General features: G+C 63.6%; 16 protein-coding genes. 5 read left to right on the forward strand and 11 right to left on the reverse strand.

The genetic code is table 11. The annotated features are described in order from the left end of the window. Positions 1 to 19 precede the first annotated feature (19 nt). Complete coding sequence (locus tag PVZ80_RS11865) at positions 20 to 595, reverse strand: TetR/AcrR family transcriptional regulator (RefSeq protein WP_009051542.1); 576 nt, start codon at positions 593 to 595, stop codon at positions 20 to 22. A 114-nt stretch (positions 596 to 709) separates the two neighbouring features. Between PVZ80_RS11865 and PVZ80_RS11870 the strand changes: the two genes are divergently transcribed. Further along, complete coding sequence (locus PVZ80_RS11870) at positions 710 to 1636, forward strand: ABC transporter six-transmembrane domain-containing protein (RefSeq protein WP_273863920.1); 927 nt, start codon at positions 710 to 712, stop codon at positions 1634 to 1636. Positions 1637 to 1640: 4 nt separating this feature from the next. Here PVZ80_RS11870 and PVZ80_RS11875 read toward each other — a convergent pair whose 3' ends face one another. From PVZ80_RS11875 to PVZ80_RS11885, 3 genes are all read right to left on the reverse strand, one after another. Next, a complete protein-coding gene (locus PVZ80_RS11875; RefSeq protein ID WP_028683659.1) occupies positions 1641 to 2612 on the reverse strand; it encodes a Ca2+-dependent phosphoinositide-specific phospholipase C in 972 nt (323 codons plus the stop codon). A gap of 126 nt (positions 2613 to 2738) precedes the next feature. Next, on the reverse strand, positions 2739 to 4715 hold the full coding sequence (locus PVZ80_RS11880) for a methyl-accepting chemotaxis protein (RefSeq protein ID WP_038635898.1): 1977 nt from the start codon (positions 4713 to 4715) through the stop codon (positions 2739 to 2741). Positions 4716 to 4904: 189 nt separating this feature from the next. Next, positions 4905 to 5825, reverse strand: coding sequence for a LysR substrate-binding domain-containing protein (locus PVZ80_RS11885; protein ID WP_009051546.1), 921 nt, complete (start codon positions 5823 to 5825; stop codon positions 4905 to 4907). Positions 5826 to 5982: 157 nt separating this feature from the next. Between PVZ80_RS11885 and PVZ80_RS11890 the strand changes: the two genes are divergently transcribed. Further along, positions 5983 to 7392, forward strand: a complete 1410-nt coding sequence (locus PVZ80_RS11890; RefSeq protein ID WP_172833386.1) for a NorM family multidrug efflux MATE transporter — start codon at positions 5983 to 5985, stop codon at positions 7390 to 7392. A gap of 42 nt (positions 7393 to 7434) precedes the next feature. Here the strand turns inward: PVZ80_RS11890 and PVZ80_RS11895 are convergent, their stop codons facing one another. Next, positions 7435 to 9108, reverse strand: a complete 1674-nt coding sequence (locus PVZ80_RS11895) for a putative bifunctional diguanylate cyclase/phosphodiesterase (RefSeq protein WP_028683656.1) — start codon at positions 9106 to 9108, stop codon at positions 7435 to 7437. A gap of 266 nt (positions 9109 to 9374) precedes the next feature. Between PVZ80_RS11895 and rep the strand changes: the two genes are divergently transcribed. Together rep and PVZ80_RS11905 are read left to right on the forward strand one after the other, a co-directional pair. Then, on the forward strand, positions 9375 to 11384 hold the full coding sequence (rep, locus tag PVZ80_RS11900) for a DNA helicase Rep (protein WP_009046172.1): 2010 nt from the start codon (positions 9375 to 9377) through the stop codon (positions 11382 to 11384). 102 nt (positions 11385 to 11486) lie between these two features. Beyond that, complete coding sequence (locus PVZ80_RS11905) at positions 11487 to 12056, forward strand: xanthine phosphoribosyltransferase (protein ID WP_009051549.1); 570 nt, start codon at positions 11487 to 11489, stop codon at positions 12054 to 12056. A 103-nt stretch (positions 12057 to 12159) separates the two neighbouring features. Here the strand turns inward: PVZ80_RS11905 and PVZ80_RS11910 are convergent, their stop codons facing one another. From PVZ80_RS11910 to dadA, 6 genes are all read right to left on the reverse strand, one after another. Beyond that, the gene (locus PVZ80_RS11910; protein ID WP_009051550.1) at positions 12160 to 14085 is read right to left on the reverse strand and encodes an acetyl-CoA hydrolase/transferase C-terminal domain-containing protein; all 1926 of its coding nucleotides are present in this window, start codon (positions 14083 to 14085) and stop codon (positions 12160 to 12162) included. Between the two features lie 134 nt (positions 14086 to 14219). Further along, entirely contained in the window at positions 14220 to 14633 is a 414-nt protein-coding gene (locus PVZ80_RS11915; RefSeq protein WP_009046174.1) for a c-type cytochrome, read from the reverse strand. A gap of 183 nt (positions 14634 to 14816) precedes the next feature. Then, complete coding sequence (locus PVZ80_RS11920) at positions 14817 to 15365, reverse strand: cupin domain-containing protein (RefSeq protein WP_007932420.1); 549 nt, start codon at positions 15363 to 15365, stop codon at positions 14817 to 14819. A gap of 128 nt (positions 15366 to 15493) precedes the next feature. Then, the gene (gene alr / locus PVZ80_RS11925; protein ID WP_028683655.1) at positions 15494 to 16570 is read right to left on the reverse strand and encodes an alanine racemase; all 1077 of its coding nucleotides are present in this window, start codon (positions 16568 to 16570) and stop codon (positions 15494 to 15496) included. A gap of 91 nt (positions 16571 to 16661) precedes the next feature. Next, positions 16662 to 17015 carry a RidA family protein gene (locus PVZ80_RS11930; protein WP_009046176.1) on the reverse strand — a complete coding sequence of 118 codons (354 nt, stop codon included), beginning with the start codon at positions 17013 to 17015 and terminating at the stop codon, positions 16662 to 16664. Continuing rightward, positions 16987 to 18288 carry a D-amino acid dehydrogenase gene (dadA, locus tag PVZ80_RS11935; RefSeq protein ID WP_009051552.1) on the reverse strand — a complete coding sequence of 434 codons (1302 nt, stop codon included), beginning with the start codon at positions 18286 to 18288 and terminating at the stop codon, positions 16987 to 16989. Before dadA ends, PVZ80_RS11930 begins: the two co-directional genes overlap by 29 nt. A 156-nt stretch (positions 18289 to 18444) precedes the next feature. Here dadA and PVZ80_RS11940 point away from each other — a divergent pair, with 156 nt between their 5' ends. Next, positions 18445 to 18933 (forward strand): Lrp/AsnC ligand binding domain-containing protein, encoded by a 489-nt coding sequence (locus PVZ80_RS11940; RefSeq protein WP_007932443.1) that lies wholly within the window; start codon positions 18445 to 18447, stop codon positions 18931 to 18933. Positions 18934 to 19012: the final 79 nt, after the last annotated feature.

Here is a 19012-nt window from a genome sequence, read left to right on the forward strand (position 1 = left end):
TCGAACGCCTCTCCCGGGCTCAGCGAATCTTCAATAACAACTCGACCACTTCCATCACCTCGTCCATCGCCGCTGCGGCGGCCTCGGCCGAGGGTCGCAGCAACAGGCCGTCGGCATAGCCCATGATCTGGGCGAAGATCTGCCGGGCTGCGCGTGCGGGTGATGCGCACTGGAACACCTGGGCCTGCACGCCGGCTTCGATGATGCTGGCGAGCATGGCCTGCCACTGCTCATCCACCTTCTGGTAGGCCTCGGCCAGCGCGGTGTCGTGCATGGCTTCATCCCAGGCATCGAGCCACAGCGCCCAACTGTCTTCGGCAGACACCGGCAGGCAATCGCGCAGGAATCCATGCAGGGCCGCAAGCGGCGGCAAGCCAACCAGGGGGGCGCCTACGGCGTCCAGTTGCTCTGTGGCAAAACGCACAAAGGCTTCGCGACGCAATTCGTTCCAATCGCTGAAGTAGTGATAGATGTGGCTACGGGACAGGCCAGCGTGGTCCGCCAGGTCGCGGGTGGAAACGGCGGCGAAGCCCTTGCTGAGAAACAGCTCCAGGGCGGCGGCGATGATCTGGTCTTTGCGGTCGGTACGGGACATACAGGCATTACCTCAGGGCGCCGGTGGATGGATGGCGCTTGCATTTTGAGCGATCGCTCAAATACCATTGAGCAGTCGCTCAATAATAGCGTTTATCTTCCCTCCGGTGCACCCATGTCAGCCGTTACCCCGCAAGTCCTGATCGATGAAAGCAAGAAAATCGGCCAGCAATCCGCCAGCCAGACCCTGAAAGCCATCGCCCGCGCCTACCCCGGCAAGCTGTTCTGCACCTTGTCGCTGGTGGCGCTGGAGAACGCGTTGCTGCTGGCCTACCCGCTGTTTGCCGGGTTCGCGGTGGACTCGATCATTCGCAGCGACGCCGGCAGCGCCCTGGTCTATGCCCTGGTGGTGCTGGGGTTCTGGGTGGTCGGGGCCGCGCGGCGGGCGGTGGATACCCGCACCTTCACGCGGATCTACGCCGACCTGGCGGTGCCGGTGATCCTCAACCAGCGCCTGCAAAACCAGAGCACCTCCACCGCCGCGGCGCGGGTGGTGCTGGCTCGGGAGTTCGTCGACTTTTTCGAGAAGCACGTACCAACCATCGCCACCGCGCTGGTCTCGATTGTCGGGGCGGCGGTGATGCTGCTGGTGATCGAACCCTGGGTCGGCCTGGCCTGCCTGGTGGCCTTGCTGCTGTGCATCACCCTGCTGCCGCGTTTTGCCCGGCGCAATCAGGAGCTGCATGAACGCCTGAACGACCGGCTGGAAAAGGAAATCGGCCTGGTGGCCAAGGTCGGCGCCACGTCCCTGCAACGGCACTACCGGCTACTGTCGCGGCTGCGGATCTGGCTGTCGGACCGCGAGGCCGCGGCCTATCTGCTGCTCGGCTCGGCGGCCGCGCTGCTGTTCGTGATCGCCATCAGCCAACTGGCCCTGACCGAAGGGGTCAAGGCCGGGCATGTGTACGCGGTGATGACCTACCTGTGGACCTTTGTCAGCAGCCTGGATGAAGCGCCGACCATGGTCGATCAGCTCGCACGCCTGCGGGATATCGGCAAGCGGGTGGATCCGGGGCTCGCCGAACCGGACGAGCCCCGCTGAAACATTAGAACGGCCGGATGCGATAGCCGTTGCCATCCTTGGCTTCGGCGAACTTGTAATACGCCGACAGATTGACCTTCTCGGCGATGTGCTGGGTGAATGACACGCCGTCATCACCCCACACACGACCGATGTGGCTGTAGGCAAAGGCTTGTGCGGCCCACTGCTTGTCGCCCTTGCCCATGTTGTTCATGGCCACGTAACCGGACGACGTCCTGGACATGCCGCTGACCTCGCCACTGACATCGTTCTGGCCGTTGGTGACCGGTGAAATGAACACCTTGGCGCTGGTGGTCCGGGCTTCGGCGTATTGCGAGAGCTTCTGGTTCTCCGAGTGGTTGAGCACCAGCAGCACCTTGCCCTGCAGTTGGCTAGCGGTCGGCCAGGACTTGCCCTTGAGCGAGCCCTGCAAGGCACCGCTGCTGACACCCAGGTGCTGGGCCAGGTCGCCCGGGGTATAGAGCTTGCCCTGGAAAATCCGGCTGACCAGATCATCGAAGTCTTTCGGCGTACGCCCGGAGCTTTCCTTCGACCAGCCCTGCTTCTTGTCGAGGATCAGGGTAATCGGGAAGTGCCCGGGATGGCTGTCGCTCCAGAGCCTGATGTCGTTGAGGCAGGCCTCGAGATCGTTGGTGCCTTTGCCGTCGCCGGTGCAGTTGTTGTCATTGCCGGACTGGAACAGGGTGCCGGGGTTGTGCCGCACGAACCAGTGACCGGCCGAACCACCGGTGACCGCATCGCGCTGGTCCCAGAAATCCAGCTCCAGGGTACGCACGCTGTCGAGCACACTGGTGAAGGTGCTGGCGTACTGTTTTTCGTAGCAGTTATGGCACGCCACCTGGGCGATAGCGTTGAAGGCGCTGTACCAGGAAGCCGGAGAAATGAATCCCGCGGCCTCCTGGCTGGACGCCATCTGGCTGGCCAGCGCCAGGGGCAGTACGGCTGTACGGAGGGCAAAACGAGTGAGACGGGACATGTCAGCTCCTGCCGGGAAGGCATCCTGTAGGGAAATTGCCCCTATGTTTTAGCCCAGCCCCACGCATTTGCAATCGGCCTCCCCGCCGCTGCCCAGCGGCCACGCGATCGGAGCACGCAACCGGTATCAACGGAACCGATCGACCTCCTGGCGCAAGTCCGCCGCCAGCTTCTCCAGTTCCTTGGCGGTGATCGCCAGGTTCGACACCACTTCGCGCTGTTCGCTGTTGGCCAGGGCAATGCTTTGCAGGTTGCTGCTGAGCAGGGTCGCGGTGCTGCTCTGCTCCTGGGTCGCGGTGGTGATCGCGGCGAACTGCTGGCCGGCCGAGCGGCTCTGCTCGTCGATGCGCGCCAGGGCCGAGGCGACATTGGCGTTGCGCGACAGGCCTTCCTGCATCAGCACATTGCCCTGCTCCATGGTGGCGATGGCGTTGCCGGTTTCCTGCTGGATGCTGTTGATCATCCCCGAGATTTCGTCGGTGGCTTCGCGGGTCCGCGACGCCAGGTTGCGCACCTCATCGGCGACCACGGCAAAGCCGCGGCCCTGCTCACCGGCGCGTGCGGCTTCGATGGCGGCGTTGAGCGCCAGCAGGTTGGTCTGGTCGGCAATCGCGGTGATCACCCCGACGATGCCGCCGATTTCCTCGGAGCGCTGGCCCAGGGTATTGATCACCGTCGCGGTGCTGTTCAAGGCGCCGGCGATCTGCTCCAGCGAGGCCGAGGCCTCTTCCATCGAGGTGCGGCCGATCCGGGTCTGCTGGGCATTTTCCTGGGCCAGGCGTTCGGTGTTGCCCATGTTGTCGGCGATGTTCAGCGAAGTGGCGCTGAACTCCTCCACCGCCCCGGCCATGCTGCTGATTTCGCCCGACTGCTGCTCCATGCCCTCGTACGCCCCGCCTGACAGCCCGGACAGCGCCTGGGCCCGGCCATTGACCTCCTCGGCGGCCCTGCGGATGTGCTCGACCATGGTCGACAGGGCCTGGCCCATCTGGTTGAAGCTGCTCGCCAACTGGCCGATTTCATCCTGGCTGGAGACATTCAGGCGCGCGCTCAGGTCGCCTTTGCCCAAAGCGTCGGCCTGGCGCACCAGGTCGCCCAGGGGCGCAAGCTTGCTGCGCAGCAGCCAGACCGTGGCACCCACCGCCAGCAGCATCGCCAACAGGCTGCCGATGACCAGGCGCGTGCCGACGCTCCAGGTCACCGCACGGATCTCGGCCTTCGGCATGCTCGCCACCACCGACCAGGGCCCGCCTTCGAAGGGGACGGCGACACTGTAGAAGTCCTCGCTCTTGTCGCTCCAGAAGCGGCCCTTGCCCGGCTGCCCGGCCAGTTCGGTAATGGTCGTGGCCGACTGCTCCAGGGCCTGCACGCCAGCCGGCGGCACCAGCCATTTATGCTGCTCGTCGAGCAACGCCAGGGAGCCAGTCTGGCCGATGCGGAAGCGCTTGAGGTTGTCGAACTGGGCGTTCTGCGCATCGGTGTAGTCGAAGCCGACGAACAACACCGCGATCACCTTGCCGGCGCCGTCCCGCACCGGCGTGTACTGGGTCATGTACAGGCGCTCGAAGAGCAGCGCGCGACCGACATAGCTCTGCCCCGCCATGAGTTTCTGGTAGGCCGGGTGCGCGTGGTCCAGCAGGGTGCCGATGGCGCGGCTGCCATCCTGCTTGCTCAGCGAAGTGCTGACGCGGATGAAGTCGTCGCCGCTGCGCACGAACACGGTGGCCACGCCGGCGGTCATCTGCTTGAACTCGTCGACTTCCTCGAAGTTGTTGTTCAGCACCACGTCACCCAGGTGCAGGCCCGGGGTCTGGGTACCGGCCACGGTCACCGGCTGGTCCGGGTGCAGGCTCAGGCCGCCGCTGAAACGCTTTTCGAACAGCCCGCTCAGGCGCTGGGTGCTTTCGCGCAGGGTGCCGTGGAAGGTATTGAGCTGGTCGGCCAGCAGCCGTGCCTCACTGGCCAGGTGTTCTTCCCGGGTGGCGAGGTTGGCGGCGTCCAGCGAGCGCAGGGCGAAGACGGTACTGCCGCTGATCACGATCGCCAGTACCACGGCGAGTGCGAGACCAAGCTGCGAGGCGATCCGGGCACGAGGTTGAGGCATGACAGCTCCTGGCCGAGAGACCGGATCGTCCTGATCGCGTCACACGCTCGGCAATGGTTCTAATAAGAATGAGATGTCGGAACCGATCAGAACGAAGGTTCCACTTCCAAGGATTCGGCGGCGCCGCTCAATACTTGAGCGAGTCGCACGGGTATCGCGCAGGCCCCTGGTCATGGGGCCTTCATCGTTTCAGCCGAGCCGCTCTACGTCGGGCAATTGCATGGCCCGGACCTCGTTCTGGAGAAAGTCGCTGAGGCGGCGCAAACGTTCACCTCCAGGCCGGGTCTTGGGCCAGACCAGGTAGTAATTCTCGCCACTGGCCACCGCCGTCGGCCAGGGCAGGCTCAGCCGACCCTGGGCCACATCCTCGGCCACCATCAGCAGATCACCCATGGAAACCCCGTAGCCCCGGGCCGCGGCGATCATGCCCAGCTCCAGGGTGTCGAACACCTGCCCACCCTTGAGCGAAACCTGTTCGGACAGCCCCATGCGCTCCAACCAGTTGCGCCAGTCGCGGCGATCCGGGGTCGGGTGCAGCAGCTCGGTGGCGGCCAGTCGCGCCACGTCCCACGGCTGGTCGTTGAGCAGGTTCGGCGCACCCACCGGGATCAGCAATTCCGGAAACAGGTAGCTGGCCTCCCAATCCGGCGGAAAGTGGCCGTTGCTCAGCAGCACCGCGCAGTCGAAGGGCTCCTGGTTGAAGTCCACCGAATCGACGTCCATCCAGGCGCTGGTCAGTTGCACCTCGTTGCCCGGCTGCAGATGGCGGAAGCGGCTCAGACGCGCCAGCAGCCAGCGCATGGTCAGGGTCGAGGGCGCCTTCATGCGCAGGATGTCGTCTTCGGCGCGCAGGGTATTGCAGGCGCGCTCGAGGGCGGTGAAGCCTTCGCGGATACCTGGCAGCAGCAGGCGCGCGGCCTCGGTCAGCTGCAGGTTGCGCCCGCTGCGCTGGAACAGCCGGCAGGCGAAGTGGTCTTCCAGGGTGCGGATATGCCGGCTGACCGCACTCTGGGTGATCGACAGCTCCTCCGCCGCGCGGGTGAACGAGCTGTGTCGCGCCGCGGCTTCAAAGGCGCGCAAGGCATACAGGGGCGGAAGACGACGGGGCATGGCAGCACTCCACAGGCGCAATGGCGCCAAGTTACCAGAATCGGCAAAGCATGAGTTTTAATCATGCCACCAATCGTTTTTATCCCTTTGTGAAAGTCGCCGAGAGCGCCGAGAATCAACCCTCTTAACTGCCTCCCCCGTATCGAGACCGATGACCATGCAGCATCCAGCACGCACCGAACTCTGGGCCATCCTGCGGCTGGCCGGGCCGCTGATCGCCTCACAGTTGGCGCACATGCTGATGGTGCTGACCGACACCCTGATGATGGCCCGCCTGAGCCCGGAAGCCCTGGCCGGCGGCGGTCTCGGCGCGGCCACCTATTCGTTCGTGTCGATCTTCTGCATCGGCGTGATCGCGGCGGTCGGGACCCTGGTCGCGATTCGCCAGGGCGCCGGCGACATCGAAGGCGCCGCGCGCCTGACCCAGGCCGGGCTCTGGCTGGCGTGGCTGATGGCGCTGGTCGCCGGCCTACTGCTGTGGAACCTCAAGCCGGTGTTGCTGCTGTTCGGCCAGACCGAAACCAACGTGCAGTCCGCCGGCCAGTTCCTGCTGATCCTGCCGTTCGCCCTGCCCGGCTACCTGAGCTTCATGGCCCTGCGCGGTTTCACCAGCGCCATCGGCCGCGCCACGCCGGTGATGGTCATCAGCCTGGCCGGCACGGTGGCCAACTTCCTGCTCAATTACGCCTTGATCACCGGCATGTTCGGCCTGCCGAAACTGGGGCTGGTGGGGATCGGCCTGGTCACCGCGATCGTCGCCAACTGCATGGCCGTGGCGCTGGCCTGGCACATCAAGCGCCACCCGGCCTACGCCGCCTACCCGCTGCGCCAGGGCCTGGCGCGGCCCAATCGCCAGTACCTGCGGGAACTCTGGCGCCTGGGCCTGCCCATCGGCGGCACCTACGCGGTGGAAGTCGGGCTGTTCGCCTTTGCCGCGCTGTGCATGGGCACCATGGGCAGCACCCAGCTGGCGGCGCACCAGATCGCCCTGCAGATCGTCTCCGTGGCCTTCATGGTGCCGGCCGGGATCTCCTACGCGATCACCATGCGCATCGGCCAGCACTACGGCGCCGGGCAGCTGCTGCACGCGCGCATGGCCGGGCGGGTCGGGATCGCCTTTGGCGGCGCGGCCATGCTGGGTTTCGCCATGATTTTCTGGCTGCTGCCGAACCAGCTGATCGGGCTGTTCCTCGACCATGACGACCCGGCCTTTCGCGATGTGATCAACCTGGCGGTCAGCCTGCTGGCGGTCGCGGCCTGGTTCGAGCTGTTCGACGGCACGCAGACCATCGCCATGGGCGCGATTCGCGGGCTCAAGGACGCCAAGACCACCTTCCTCGTGGGCCTGGGCTGCTATTGGCTGATCGGTGCGCCGGCGGCCTGGCTGATGGCCTTCACCCTGGGCTGGGGCGCGACCGGCGTATGGTGGGGCCTGGCATCGGGGCTGGCGTGCGCCGCCATCAGCCTGACCCTGGCCTTCGAATGGAAGATGCGGCGGATGATTCGCCGGGAAGGCGCGGAACCCGCGCCACGGGATAACTTCCAGACCGCCCAGGATTCCCTGTAGCTGCAGGAGCTCGAGGGCTCCTGCCGCTACAGCGGGATGCCGTCAGCTGACCTCGCCGACCAGGACTTGCTGGCTTGCGCCGAACGTCAGGTATTCCACCAGTTCCGCCAGCGGCAGCGGCTTGCTGATCAGGTAGCCCTGCGCCTGATCGCAACCAAAGCTGCGCAGCAAGGCCAGCTGCTCGGGGGTTTCCACGCCCTCGGCCACCACCTCGAGATGGAGGTTGTGAGCCAGGTTGATCATGGCGTGCACCAGCTTGCGGTTCTCTTCGCGCTGCTCCATGCCGCCGACGAAGCTCTTGTCGATCTTGAGCAGGGCAATCGGCAGGCTGTTGAGGTGCACGAAAGACGAGAACCCGGTGCCGAAATCGTCCAGGGAAAACCGCACTCCCAGCCGCCCCAGCGCATCCATGGTCTGCTTGACCAGGTCGCTGCGGCGCATCACCGCGGTTTCGGTCAGCTCGAACTCCAGCCATTGCGCCTCGACACCCCGCTCGGCAATCAGCCGGCTGAGGGTCGACAGCAGCTGGCTGTCCTGGAACTGGCGGAACGACAGGTTGACCGCCATGTGCAGCGGCGCCAGGCCGCGTTCGCGCAGGGCCTGCATGTCGCGCAGCGCCCGGGAAATCACCCAGTAGCCCAGCGGCACGATCAGGCCGCTCTGCTCGGCCAGCGGCACGAATTCGCTCGGCGGCAACAGCCCGCGCTCGCCATGGCGCCAGCGCACCAGGGCTTCGAGGCCGACGATCTGCCCGTCATGCAGGTTCAGGCGCGGCTGGTAGTGCAGCTCCAGCTCGTCGCGGCGCAAGGCCCGGCGCAGCTCGCTTTCCAGGTCGGCGAGGCTGCGGGCATTGCGGTTGATGCGTTCGTTGAAGATATGAAAGGTACAGCCCTGGGTGCTTTTGGCCTGCTGCATGGCGATGTGCGCGTGCCACATCAGCGGGTCGGCGCCGGCATTCGCCCTGGCATGGGCGATGCCCAGGCTGCAGCCGATCAGCAGGCTTTCGCCGTCGATCCAGTACGGTTCGGCCATGACTTCGGCGATGCGCTCGGCCATCCACTCGGCGCGTTGCGGCGCCCGGCGGGTATCGATCAGCAGGGCGAATTCGTCGCTGCCCAGGCGCGCCAGCTGGTCCCCGGCCTCAAGTTGGCTCTTGAGCCGCGAGACCACTTGCAGGATCAACCGGTCGCCGGCCTGGTGGCCCAACGCATCGTTGGCATGCCGGAAGTTGTCCAGGTCCAGGTGCCCCAGCGCCAGTCCGCGCCCTTCGTTTTCCGCCAGGCGCGCCGCCAGCAGGGTCTGGAAACCCTGGCGGTTGGCGATGCCGGTCAAGGGGTCCTGCTCGGCCAGGCGCAACAGGGTGCTTTCCAGCACCCCGCGCTCACGCACATGGCGCAGGCAACGGCGCACCGTATCGGTACTGAGGCTTTTATTCACCAGCCAGTCGCTGGCGCCGGCTGGCGTGTTCAGCGGCTCCTGCTCCAGCAGCAATACCGTGGGCAGGCTGCAACGACCGGGAGCCGGTTGCAGTTGGGGAACGGTTAACAGAATCGCAGAGCGATCCTCATCGAACAGACGGCTGACAGATTCCCAGGTCGGCGCACTGATCAGCACCACCGAGTCTCCCAACGGAGCGAGACACTCGCGCAACAACGCTGCCCACGCCGGCTCTTCGGCCAGCAGCAGCAAGCGCAAGGGTTCGACAGGCTTGGACAAGCTAGCTCCCTAGACTCTGTAATAGAAGTTGGCGGCGGGCATTATGACGCGTGGATAAACAATGACAAATGATATTGATTATCAAACGCGGTTTCTTGTATCGCTCTAACTCGAACATTAGACGCATATTCAGCGCGCATCCTGAGGGAAAGTATCAAAACCGGCAAATTTAGATAGCGTGCTGCGTCACAAGTCGGAGAGAGCAGCAGAATCCGTCCAGCCTGTTAAAATGCCCGCCCATTTCGTTACAGACCCCTTTTTTCGTCATGTCCCGACTCAATCCCCGGCAGCAAGAAGCCGTGAACTATGTCGGCGGCCCTCTTTTGGTGCTCGCCGGTGCAGGCTCCGGCAAGACCAGTGTAATCACGCGCAAGATCGCCCACCTGATCCAGAACTGCGGCATTCGCGCGCAGTACATCGTCGCCATGACCTTCACCAACAAGGCCGCGCGGGAGATGAAGGAGCGGGTCGGCACCCTGCTGCGCAGTGGCGAGGGCCGTGGCCTGACCGTGTCGACCTTCCACAACCTGGGGCTGAACATCATCCGCAAGGAGCATGTACGGCTGGGCTACAAGCCGGGCTTCTCGATCTTCGACGAGACCGACGTCAAGGCCCTGATGACCGACATCATGCAAAAGGAATACTCGGGCGACGACGGCGTCGACGAGATCAAGAACATGATCGGCGCCTGGAAGAACGACCTGATCCTGCCGGCCCAGGCCCTGGAGAACGCGCGCAACCCCAAGGAACAGACCGCGGCCATCGTCTACACCCACTACCAGCGCACGCTCAAGGCGTTCAATGCGGTGGACTTCGACGACCTGATCCTGCTGCCGGTGAAGCTGTTCGAGGAACACGCCGACATCCTGGAGAAGTGGCAGAACAAGGTGCGCTACCTGCTGGTGGACGAATACCAGGACACCAACGCCAGCCAGTACCTGCTGGTGAAAATGCTCATCGGCAAGCGCAACCAGTTCACCGTGGTGGGCGACGACGACCAGTCGATCTACGCCTGGCGCGGCGCCCGCCCGGAAAACCTGATGCTGCTCAAGGAGGACTACCCGTCCTTGAAGGTGGTGATGCTCGAGCAGAACTACCGCTCCACCAGCCGCATCCTGCGTTGCGCCAACGTGCTGATCTCCAACAACCCCCACGAGTTCGAGAAACAGCTGTGGAGCGAGATGGGCCACGGCGACGAGATCCGCGTGATCCGCTGCCGCAACGAGGACGCCGAGGCCGAGCGGGTGGCCATGGAAATCCTCAGCCTGCACCTGCGCACCGACCGGCCCTACAGCGATTTCGCGATCCTCTATCGCGGCAACTACCAGGCCAAGCTGATCGAGCTGAAGCTGCAGCATCACCAGATTCCCTATCGCTTGTCCGGCGGCAACAGCTTCTTCGGGCGCCAGGAAGTGAAGGACCTGATGGCCTACTTCCGCCTGATCGTGAACCCGGACGACGACAACGCCTTCCTGCGGGTGATCAACGTGCCGCGCCGGGAAATCGGCTCGACCACCCTGGAAAAGCTCGGCAACTACGCCACCGAACGCAAGATATCGATGTACGCCGCCACCGACGAGATCGGCCTGGGCGAGCACCTGGACAGCCGCTTCACCGACCGCCTGGCGCGTTTCAAGCGCTTCATGGACAAGGTGCGCGAGCAGTGCGCCGGCGAAGACCCGATCTCCGCGCTGCGCAGCATGGTCATGGACATCGACTACGAGAACTGGCTGCGCACCAACAGCTCCAGCGACAAGGCCGCCGACTACCGCATGGGTAACGTGTGGTTCCTGATCGAGGCGCTGAAGAACACCCTGGAAAAAGACGAAGACGGCGAAATGACCGTCGAAGACGCCATCGGCAAGCTGGTGTTGCGCGACATGCTGGAGCGTCAGCAGGAAGAGGAAGACGGCGCCGAGGGCGTGCAGATGATGACCCTGCATGCCTCCAAGGGCCTGGAATTCCCCTATGTGTTCATCATGGGCATGGAGGAGGAAATCCTCCCCCACCGCTCCAGTATCGAAGCCGACACCATCGAGGAAGAACGCCGCCTGGCCTACGTGGGCATCACCCGCGCGCGCCAGACCCTGGCCTTCACCTTCGCCGCCAAGCGCAAGCAGTACGGTGAAATCATCGACTGCGCCCCCAGCCGCTTCCTCGACGAACTGCCGCCGGACGACCTGGCGTGGGAAGGCAACGACGACACCCCGACCGAGGTCAAAGCCGTTCGCGGCAATAACGCGCTGGCGGATATACGGGCGATGTTAAAACGCTAGAATTGAACACTTTTTGGCCGCAGCATTTTTAACCCAAGCATTTTTAACCGAACACCTTTTATCAGAGCTCAGGCGCACAAGGCGCCAAAAGAGGAAAGCTTCATGGAAGCACTGCACAAGAAAATTCGCGAAGAAGGCATCGTGCTTTCCGACCAGGTCCTGAAAGTCGACGCCTTTCTGAACCACCAGATCGACCCGGCCTTGATGAAGCTGATCGGCGACGAATTCGCCACGCTGTTCAAGGACTCGGGCATCACCAAGATCGTCACCATCGAAGCCTCGGGCATCGCTCCGGCGATCATGACCGGCCTGAACCTGGGCGTACCGGTGATCTTCGCGCGCAAGCACCAGTCCCTGACCCTGACCGAGAACCTGCTGTCGGCGACCGTGTATTCGTTCACCAAGCAGACCGAAAGCACCGTGGCGATTTCCCCGCGCCACCTGACCAGCAGCGACCGCGTGCTGATCATCGATGACTTCCTGGCCAACGGTAAGGCGTCCCAGGCGCTGATCTCGATCATCAAGCAGGCGGGCGCCACCGTGGCCGGCCTGGGCATCGTGATCGAGAAGTCGTTCCAGGGCGGCCGCGCCGAACTGGACGCGCAAGGCTATCGCGTGGAATCCCTGGCCCGGGTCAAGTCCCTGGCCGGTGGCGTGGTGAGCTTTATCTAAAGAGGCGTTGCCTCTTCAATCGCAAGCACGTCTCGCACCTACAGATGCCGCCTGCTTCTGTAGGAGCGAGGCTTGCCCGCGATGACGCTGCCAGGCGTCTACCTTATGCCTGCGCTGTCTCGCGTAAGGCGGCCAGCAGCAAACGCTGATAGATCTCCTCGCGCCAACCATCGGGCTTCACCAGTTGCATCCGCTGCAGATGCGCCGGGAAGGCTTCCGGTGGTGGCGCATCCAGCGCGGCCTTGCCCAATTCGAGAATCTCGCTGAGCTTGAACTTGCTCTTCAGCCAGTTCAGCGCCCGCAGCAAATCCCGCTCCTCCACGCTGAAGTCGCTGCCCAGCGGATATTCCGGGAACAGGTGCCGGTGCTGCGCCTGGATCGCCAATAGGCGTTGTGGGTGGTTATCGGTGAAGCGCGGATCGAGGCGGAAGTCCTTGGGCAGCTTGCCGGCCTTCTGCGCCTGTTCGATCAGGCCCGGCTGGAACCGCGAGTCGCTGATATTGAGCAGCGCTTCGACCACTTTCGCATCGGTCTTGCCGCGCAGATCGGCGATGCCGTACTCGGTGACCACGATGTCCCGCAGGTGCCGCGGGATGGTGCAGTGGCCGTATTCCCAGACGATGTTGGAGCTGACCAGGCCCGCGGACTCGCGCCAGCTGCGCAGGATCAGGATCGAGCGCGCGCCTCGCAGCGCATGGCCCTGGGCGACAAAGTTGTACTGCCCGCCGACGCCACTGAGCACCCGGCCGTCTTCCAGCTGATCCGCCACCCCGGCGCCGAGCAGGGTGACCATGATCGAGCTGTTGATGAACCGCGCATCCTGGCGCTGCAGGCGCTTGAGCTCTTCCTGGCCATACAGCTCGTTGATGTAGCTGATGGCGGTCATGTTGAACTCGCCAAGCTTGCTCTTGGGCAGATCCCTGAGGCGCTGGTAGAAACTGCGCGGCCCGAGGAAAAAGCCACCATGCACCGACACCCCGCCCGGCGCCTGGTCTTCATCCAGGGTCCCGGCGTTGGCCTGTTGCTGCAGGGCCACCGAGGGATAGACCTTGCGCCGCACAATGCCAGCATCGGCCAGGGCCAGCAGGCCGTTGACGAACATCTCGCTGCAGCCATACAGGCCCTTGGCGAAAGGCTCCACCCCGCCTTCGCGCTCGATCAGCGGTTTCCAGCACTGGATCTCCAGGTCCGCCAGCAGCGCCCGATAGCCGTCGTTGTCCGCCTGGCGCGCCAGCAACGCCGCCGTCAACGCATCGCCCATGGAGCCGATGCCGATCTGCAGGGTGCCGCCGTCGCGCACCAGGGTGCTGGCGTGCAGGCCGATAAAATGATCCTGGAACCCCACCGGCATGTTCGGCGTGGAAAACAGCGTGCTGCCCTCCTCTTCGTCGATCAGCAGGTCGAAGGTGACAGCGTCGATCTCGGCGTCGCCCGGCATATAAGGCAGGTCGCGATGCACCTGGCCCAGCAGCAGGATGGTTTCGCCGGCGGCACGTCGCTCGGCGATCATCGGCAGCAGGTCGAGGGTGATGTCCGGGTTGCAGCTCAGGCTCAGGCGGTCGGCCTGTTGCGGGTCCCGGGCCACCAGTTGCGCGACCAGGTTCAGGCCAGCGGCATTGATGTCGCGCGCGGCGTGGCTGTAGTTGCTGCAGACGTAATCCTGCTGCGCCGTTGCACTGTTGAGCAGGCTGCCGGGTTGCATGAAGAACTGTTCGATATGGATATTGGCCGGCACCTGGTTGCGGTGCAGGTCGGCGAGGAATTCCAGCTCGGGGTAGTCGCCGAAGACCTGCTCGATGAAAGGCTCGAGGAAGCGCCGTTGCAAGCCATCACCCAGTGGCGGGCGGCCCAGGCTCAGGGCGGTGTAAATGGTCAGTTGGCGTTCGGGCAGCTGTGCAACCCGACGATACAGGGCATTGGCGAAGCGGTTGGGTTTGCCCAGCCCCAGCGGCATGCCCATGTGAATATGCGCCGGCAAGCGTGCCAGGACCTCATCGACCGCCCGCTCGATAGAACATGACTGCACCATCCGATCCTCCAGAACCTTCCATGAATTGAGGTTGGACCGAGCTTGCCGGGTCTTTGCTGCAATGAACAGCCCCGGCCGGATCGCAGGCATGAAAAAAGCCGCTCGTAAGCGGCTTTTTTGCGGAAGATACAGGCTTATTTCAAGCCGGACATCTTCTGGATGGCGCCCTTGAGCTCTTCGTCGGAGCAATCGGCGCAGGTGCCTTTAGGCGGCATCGCGTTGATACCGGTAATGGCCTTGGCCAGGATGCCGTCGAGACCGCCCTGGTGATCCGCGCGCTCTTTCCAGGCAGCGGCGTCGCCGATTTTCGGCGCGCCCAGCAGGCCGGAACCGTGGCAAGCATTGCAATGCTTGGCAATCACTTCGTCTGGAGTCTTCGCACCACCGCCACCGGCGGCAACAGCGACTTCCATACCCTTGCATTCCTGCCCCTGGACGCAGACCTGGCCAACCGGCTCGAGGCGCTTGGCAATGTCGTCGTTGGTCGCAGCTTGAGCGCTGACAGCCCAGAGGGCCAATACGGTTGCTGGTGCAGCCAGCATTTTCATAATTAGGTTCACGCGTACACCCTCAATGGTGGCTAGTCACGCCCACGGCCACGGTTTCGCGGGCGGGCGCAAGTATAGCGGTTAGCCCGCCACTCTGAAACAACCCTAGATTCAAAGGGGGATTAGAGAGAGGCGAAATGCTGCTTCGGGCACCGCTGCAATCCTTGCAGGACGCCTCTTCTATTAGAAGTTCGCGGGCGTGGCTGCGCTGATTAGTCGCGCGGGTGCATCGAAAGGATTACGGAAACGGTGCGGCTTGGTGCTTTCGAAATAGTAGCTGTCGCCGGCTTCGAGCACGAATGTCTCAAGGCCCACCACCAGCTCCAGGCGTCCTTCCACGAGAATCCCGGTTTCCTCGCCTTCGTGGGTGAGCATCTCTTCACCAGTGTCGGCGCCCGGCGGATAGATCTCGTTGAGAAAAGCGATCGCCCGGCTCGGATGCGCCCGGCCCACCAGTTTCATGGTCACCGCGCCATCGGAAATATCGATCAACTCGTTGGCTTTGTAGACGATCTGGGTGGGTTTTTCCTGGAGGATTTCTTCCGAAAAAAACTCGACCATCGACATGGGAATGCCGCCAAGAACCTTTCTCAGCGAACTGATCGAGGGGCTGACGCTGTTCTTCTCGATCATCGAAATGGTGCTGTTGGTGACGCCCGCGCGCTTGGCGAGTTCACGCTGGGAAAGGCCTTTGAGTTTACGGATGGATTGCAGTCGTTCACCGACGTCCAATGCGGCAGCCTCCTAGGGATCAGGCGTTGTTCTAGTTGAGCGTTATCATGGCGATAGCGTTCAGTATTTACAACACTTGGGCCCCAATCCCAGGAAGCAAGGCGACTTTCGGCAGTGCGCCGCGCTGTTCAGTCCCCGGAATAGACGCGTGGCACTCGGCGCAGGTTGCAGAACAGCTGGTAAGGGATGGTATCGGCCGCGGCCGCCAGCTCGCTGGCGAGGATGTTCTTGCCCCACAGCTCGACGGTAGAACCCAGCCCGGCCTCTGGCACGTCGGTCAGGTCGATGCACAACATGTCCATGGAGACCCGGCCGAGCAGTTGGGTACGCTGCCCCGCCACCAGCACCGGCGCACCGGTCGGCGCATGCCGCGGATAACCGTCGGCGTACCCCATGGCCACCACGCCGATCCGCATTGGCCGCGGCGTGACAAATTTGGCGCCATACCCCACCGGTTCGCCGGGCGGCAGTTCGCGCACGCAGATCACTTTCGATTCCAGGGTCATCACCGGTTGCAGGCGCGCGGCCAGCGGATGTGGCTCTTCGAACGGGGTCGAGCCATACAGCATGATGCCGGGGCGTACCCAGTCGCTGGGGATATTCGGCCAGCCGAGCACGGCTGGCGAGTTGCGCAGGCTGATCTCGGCGGACAAGCCCTGGCGCGCCGCCTCGAACACCGCGACCTGCTCGTCGCTGCGGCTGCAGCTGAGCTCGTCGGCGCGGGCGAAGTGGCTCATCAGCACGATCTTCGCCACCTTGCCGCTGGCCAGCAGTCGTTGATAAGCCGGTTGGTAATCCTTGGGATGCAGGCCGACGCGGTGCATGCCCGAATCCAGCTTGAGCCATACCGTCAGCGGCTTGGCGACGCTGGCCTGCTCGATGGCTTCCAGCTGCCACAGCGAATGCACCACGCACCAGAAATCATGCTCGACGATCAGGTCCAGCTCGTCGGCCTCGAAAAAACCTTCGAGCAGCAATATCGGCGCGCGAATCCCCGCCGCCCGCAGTTCCAGGGCCTCTTCGATACAGGCCACGGCAAAGCCGTCGGCCTCGGCTTCCAGCGCCTGGGCACAACGCACCGCGCCATGGCCATAGGCATCGGCCTTGATCACCGCGAGCGCACGGGCGCCCGGCGACGCTTCGCGGGCCAGTTGGTAGTTGTGACGCAGGGCTTGAAGATCGATCAGGGCACGGGCAGGACGCATGGCGGCAGACTTCTAGGCGGTCATGTGGGAAGAAAAAACCGGCGCCGGCCGACAGCGTTAACCATCGGTGGCGCCGGGAGAGGGATCTTGCTTAAGGCAGAGCGGCCACGACGGACAGCTCGACCAGGATTTCCGGTTCGCAGAGCTTGGCTTCGACGGTTGCACGGGCCGGGGCGACGCCTTTTGGCAGCCACTGGTCCCATACGCTGTTCATCCCGGCGAAGTGCGCATCGATGTCCTTCAGGTAGATAGTCACCGACAGCAGGCGCGACTTGTCGGTGCCAGCCAGGTCCAGCAAACGCTCGATGTTGGCGAGGGTTTCACGGGTCTGCTGCTCAATCCCGGCGTTCAGGTCGTCGCCGACTTGCCCGGCCAGATACACGGTACCGCTGTGAACGACGATCTGACTCATGCGCTCATTGGTGAGCTGGCGCTGGATTGACATGTTTTGCAGGCTCCTGAGAATTACCGTAACGAGAAATATCGAGACCTTCGGCGCTGATCTGCGGCTTTTTCTTCGCCATCAGGTCAGCCAGCAGGCGACCGGAACCACAAGCCATGGTCCAGCCAAGCGTGCCATGCCCCGTGTTCAAGAACAGGTTGCGCATGGGCGTGGCGCCGACGATCGGCGTGCCGTCCGGGGTGGTAGGACGCAGGCCGGTCCAGAAACTGGCCTCGGACAGATCGCCGCCCTGAGGATAAAGATCGTTGACGATCATCTCCAGCGTTTCGCGCCGACGCGGATTCAGCGAGAGGTCAAAACCGGCGATTTCCGCCATGCCGCCAACGCGAATGCGGTTGTCGAAACGGGTGATCGCCACCTTGTAGGTTTCGTCGAGGATGGTCGAAGTCGGGGCCATGGCCGGGTTGGTGATCGGCACGGTCAGCGAGTAACCCTTGAGCGGGTACACCGGGGCCTTGATGCCCAGCGGCTTGAGCAGTTGCGGCGAATAGCTGCCGAGGGCCAGCACGTAGCGATCGGCGGTTTCCAGCTTGCCGTCGATCCAGACGCCGTTGATGCGGTCGCCGGCGAAGTCCAGGCGCTGGATGTTCTGGTCGAAGCGGAATTCCACACCCAGCTTGGTGCACATTTGCGCCAGGCGCGTGGTGAACATCTGGCAGTCGCCAGTCTGGTCGTTCGGCAGGCGCAGGGCGCCGGCCAGGATGTCGGTCACGCTGGCCAGGGCCGGCTCGACGCGGGCGATGCCTTCGCGGTCCAGCACTTCGAAAGGTACGCCGGACTCCTTGAGCACGGCGATATCCTTGGCCGCGCCATCCAGTTGCGCCTGGGTGCGGAACAGCTGGGTGGTCCCCAGGCTGCGGCCTTCATAGGCGATGCCGGTCTCCAGGCGCAGTTCGTCGAGGCAGTCGCGGCTGTACTCGGACAGGCGGACCATGCGCTCCTTGTTCACGGCATAGCGGGCAGCGGTGCAGTTGCGCAGCATCTGCGCCATCCACAGGTATTGATCGATGTCGGCGGTGGCCTTGATCGCCAGCGGCGCGTGGCGCTGCAGCAGCCACTTGATGGCCTTGAGCGGCACGCCCGGCGCGGCCCAGGGCGAGGCATAACCCGGCGAAACCTGGCCGGCGTTGGCGAAGCTGGTTTCCATGGCAACGGCCGGCTGACGGTCGACAACCGTCACTTCGAAACCGGCACGGGCCAGATAGTAGGCACTGGTGGTACCGATCACGCCGCTACCCAAGACCAGAACGCGCATTTTCATATCCCTCATCGCGGATAACCGCTGACGTTTGTTATTCAGAGCGAAGATGCGCGCAGTATAAAAAGCAATGACCAGTGCTTTTCACTATATAAACGCCTATATTTGGCGAGAATTCTCGGCAAAAACCCTTTTCACGGAGGCGCATCCCCTATGCGGACCAACCACCAGACGAAGCGCGAGCTGGACAAGATCGATCGCAATATCCTGCGCATCCTGCAGGCCGATGGGCGCATCTCCTTTACTGAGCTGGGGGAAAAGGTCGGGCTGTCGACCACGCCGTGCACCGAGCGGGTCCGCCGCCTGGAGCGCGAAGGCATCATCATGGGCTACAACGCCCGCCTCAACCCGCAACACCTCAAGGGTAGCCTGCTGGTGTTCGTCGAAATCAGCCTGGACTACAAGTCCGGCGACACCTTCGAGGAGTTCCGCCGTGCCGTGCTGAAACTGCCGCACGTACTGGAATGCCACCTGGTGTCGGGGGACTTCGACTATCTGGTGAAGGCGCGGATTTCCGAAATGGCCTCGTACCGCAAACTGTTGGGCGACATCCTGCTCAAGCTGCCCCACGTGCGCGAATCCAAGAGCTATATCGTGATGGAAGAGGTGAAAGAGAGCCTGAGCCTGCCGATTCCGGATTGATTGCAACGGCCCGGAGACCCTGTCGTCAGGGCAATCGCTTTCGCGGGCAAGCCTCGCTCCTACGGGACTGGTGCAACCT

Origin of the sequence: Pseudomonas sp. B3G-3 (assembly GCF_028640915.1) — a bacterium.
Taxonomy (GTDB): Bacteria; Pseudomonadota; Gammaproteobacteria; order Pseudomonadales; family Pseudomonadaceae; genus Aquipseudomonas; species Aquipseudomonas chlororaphis_I.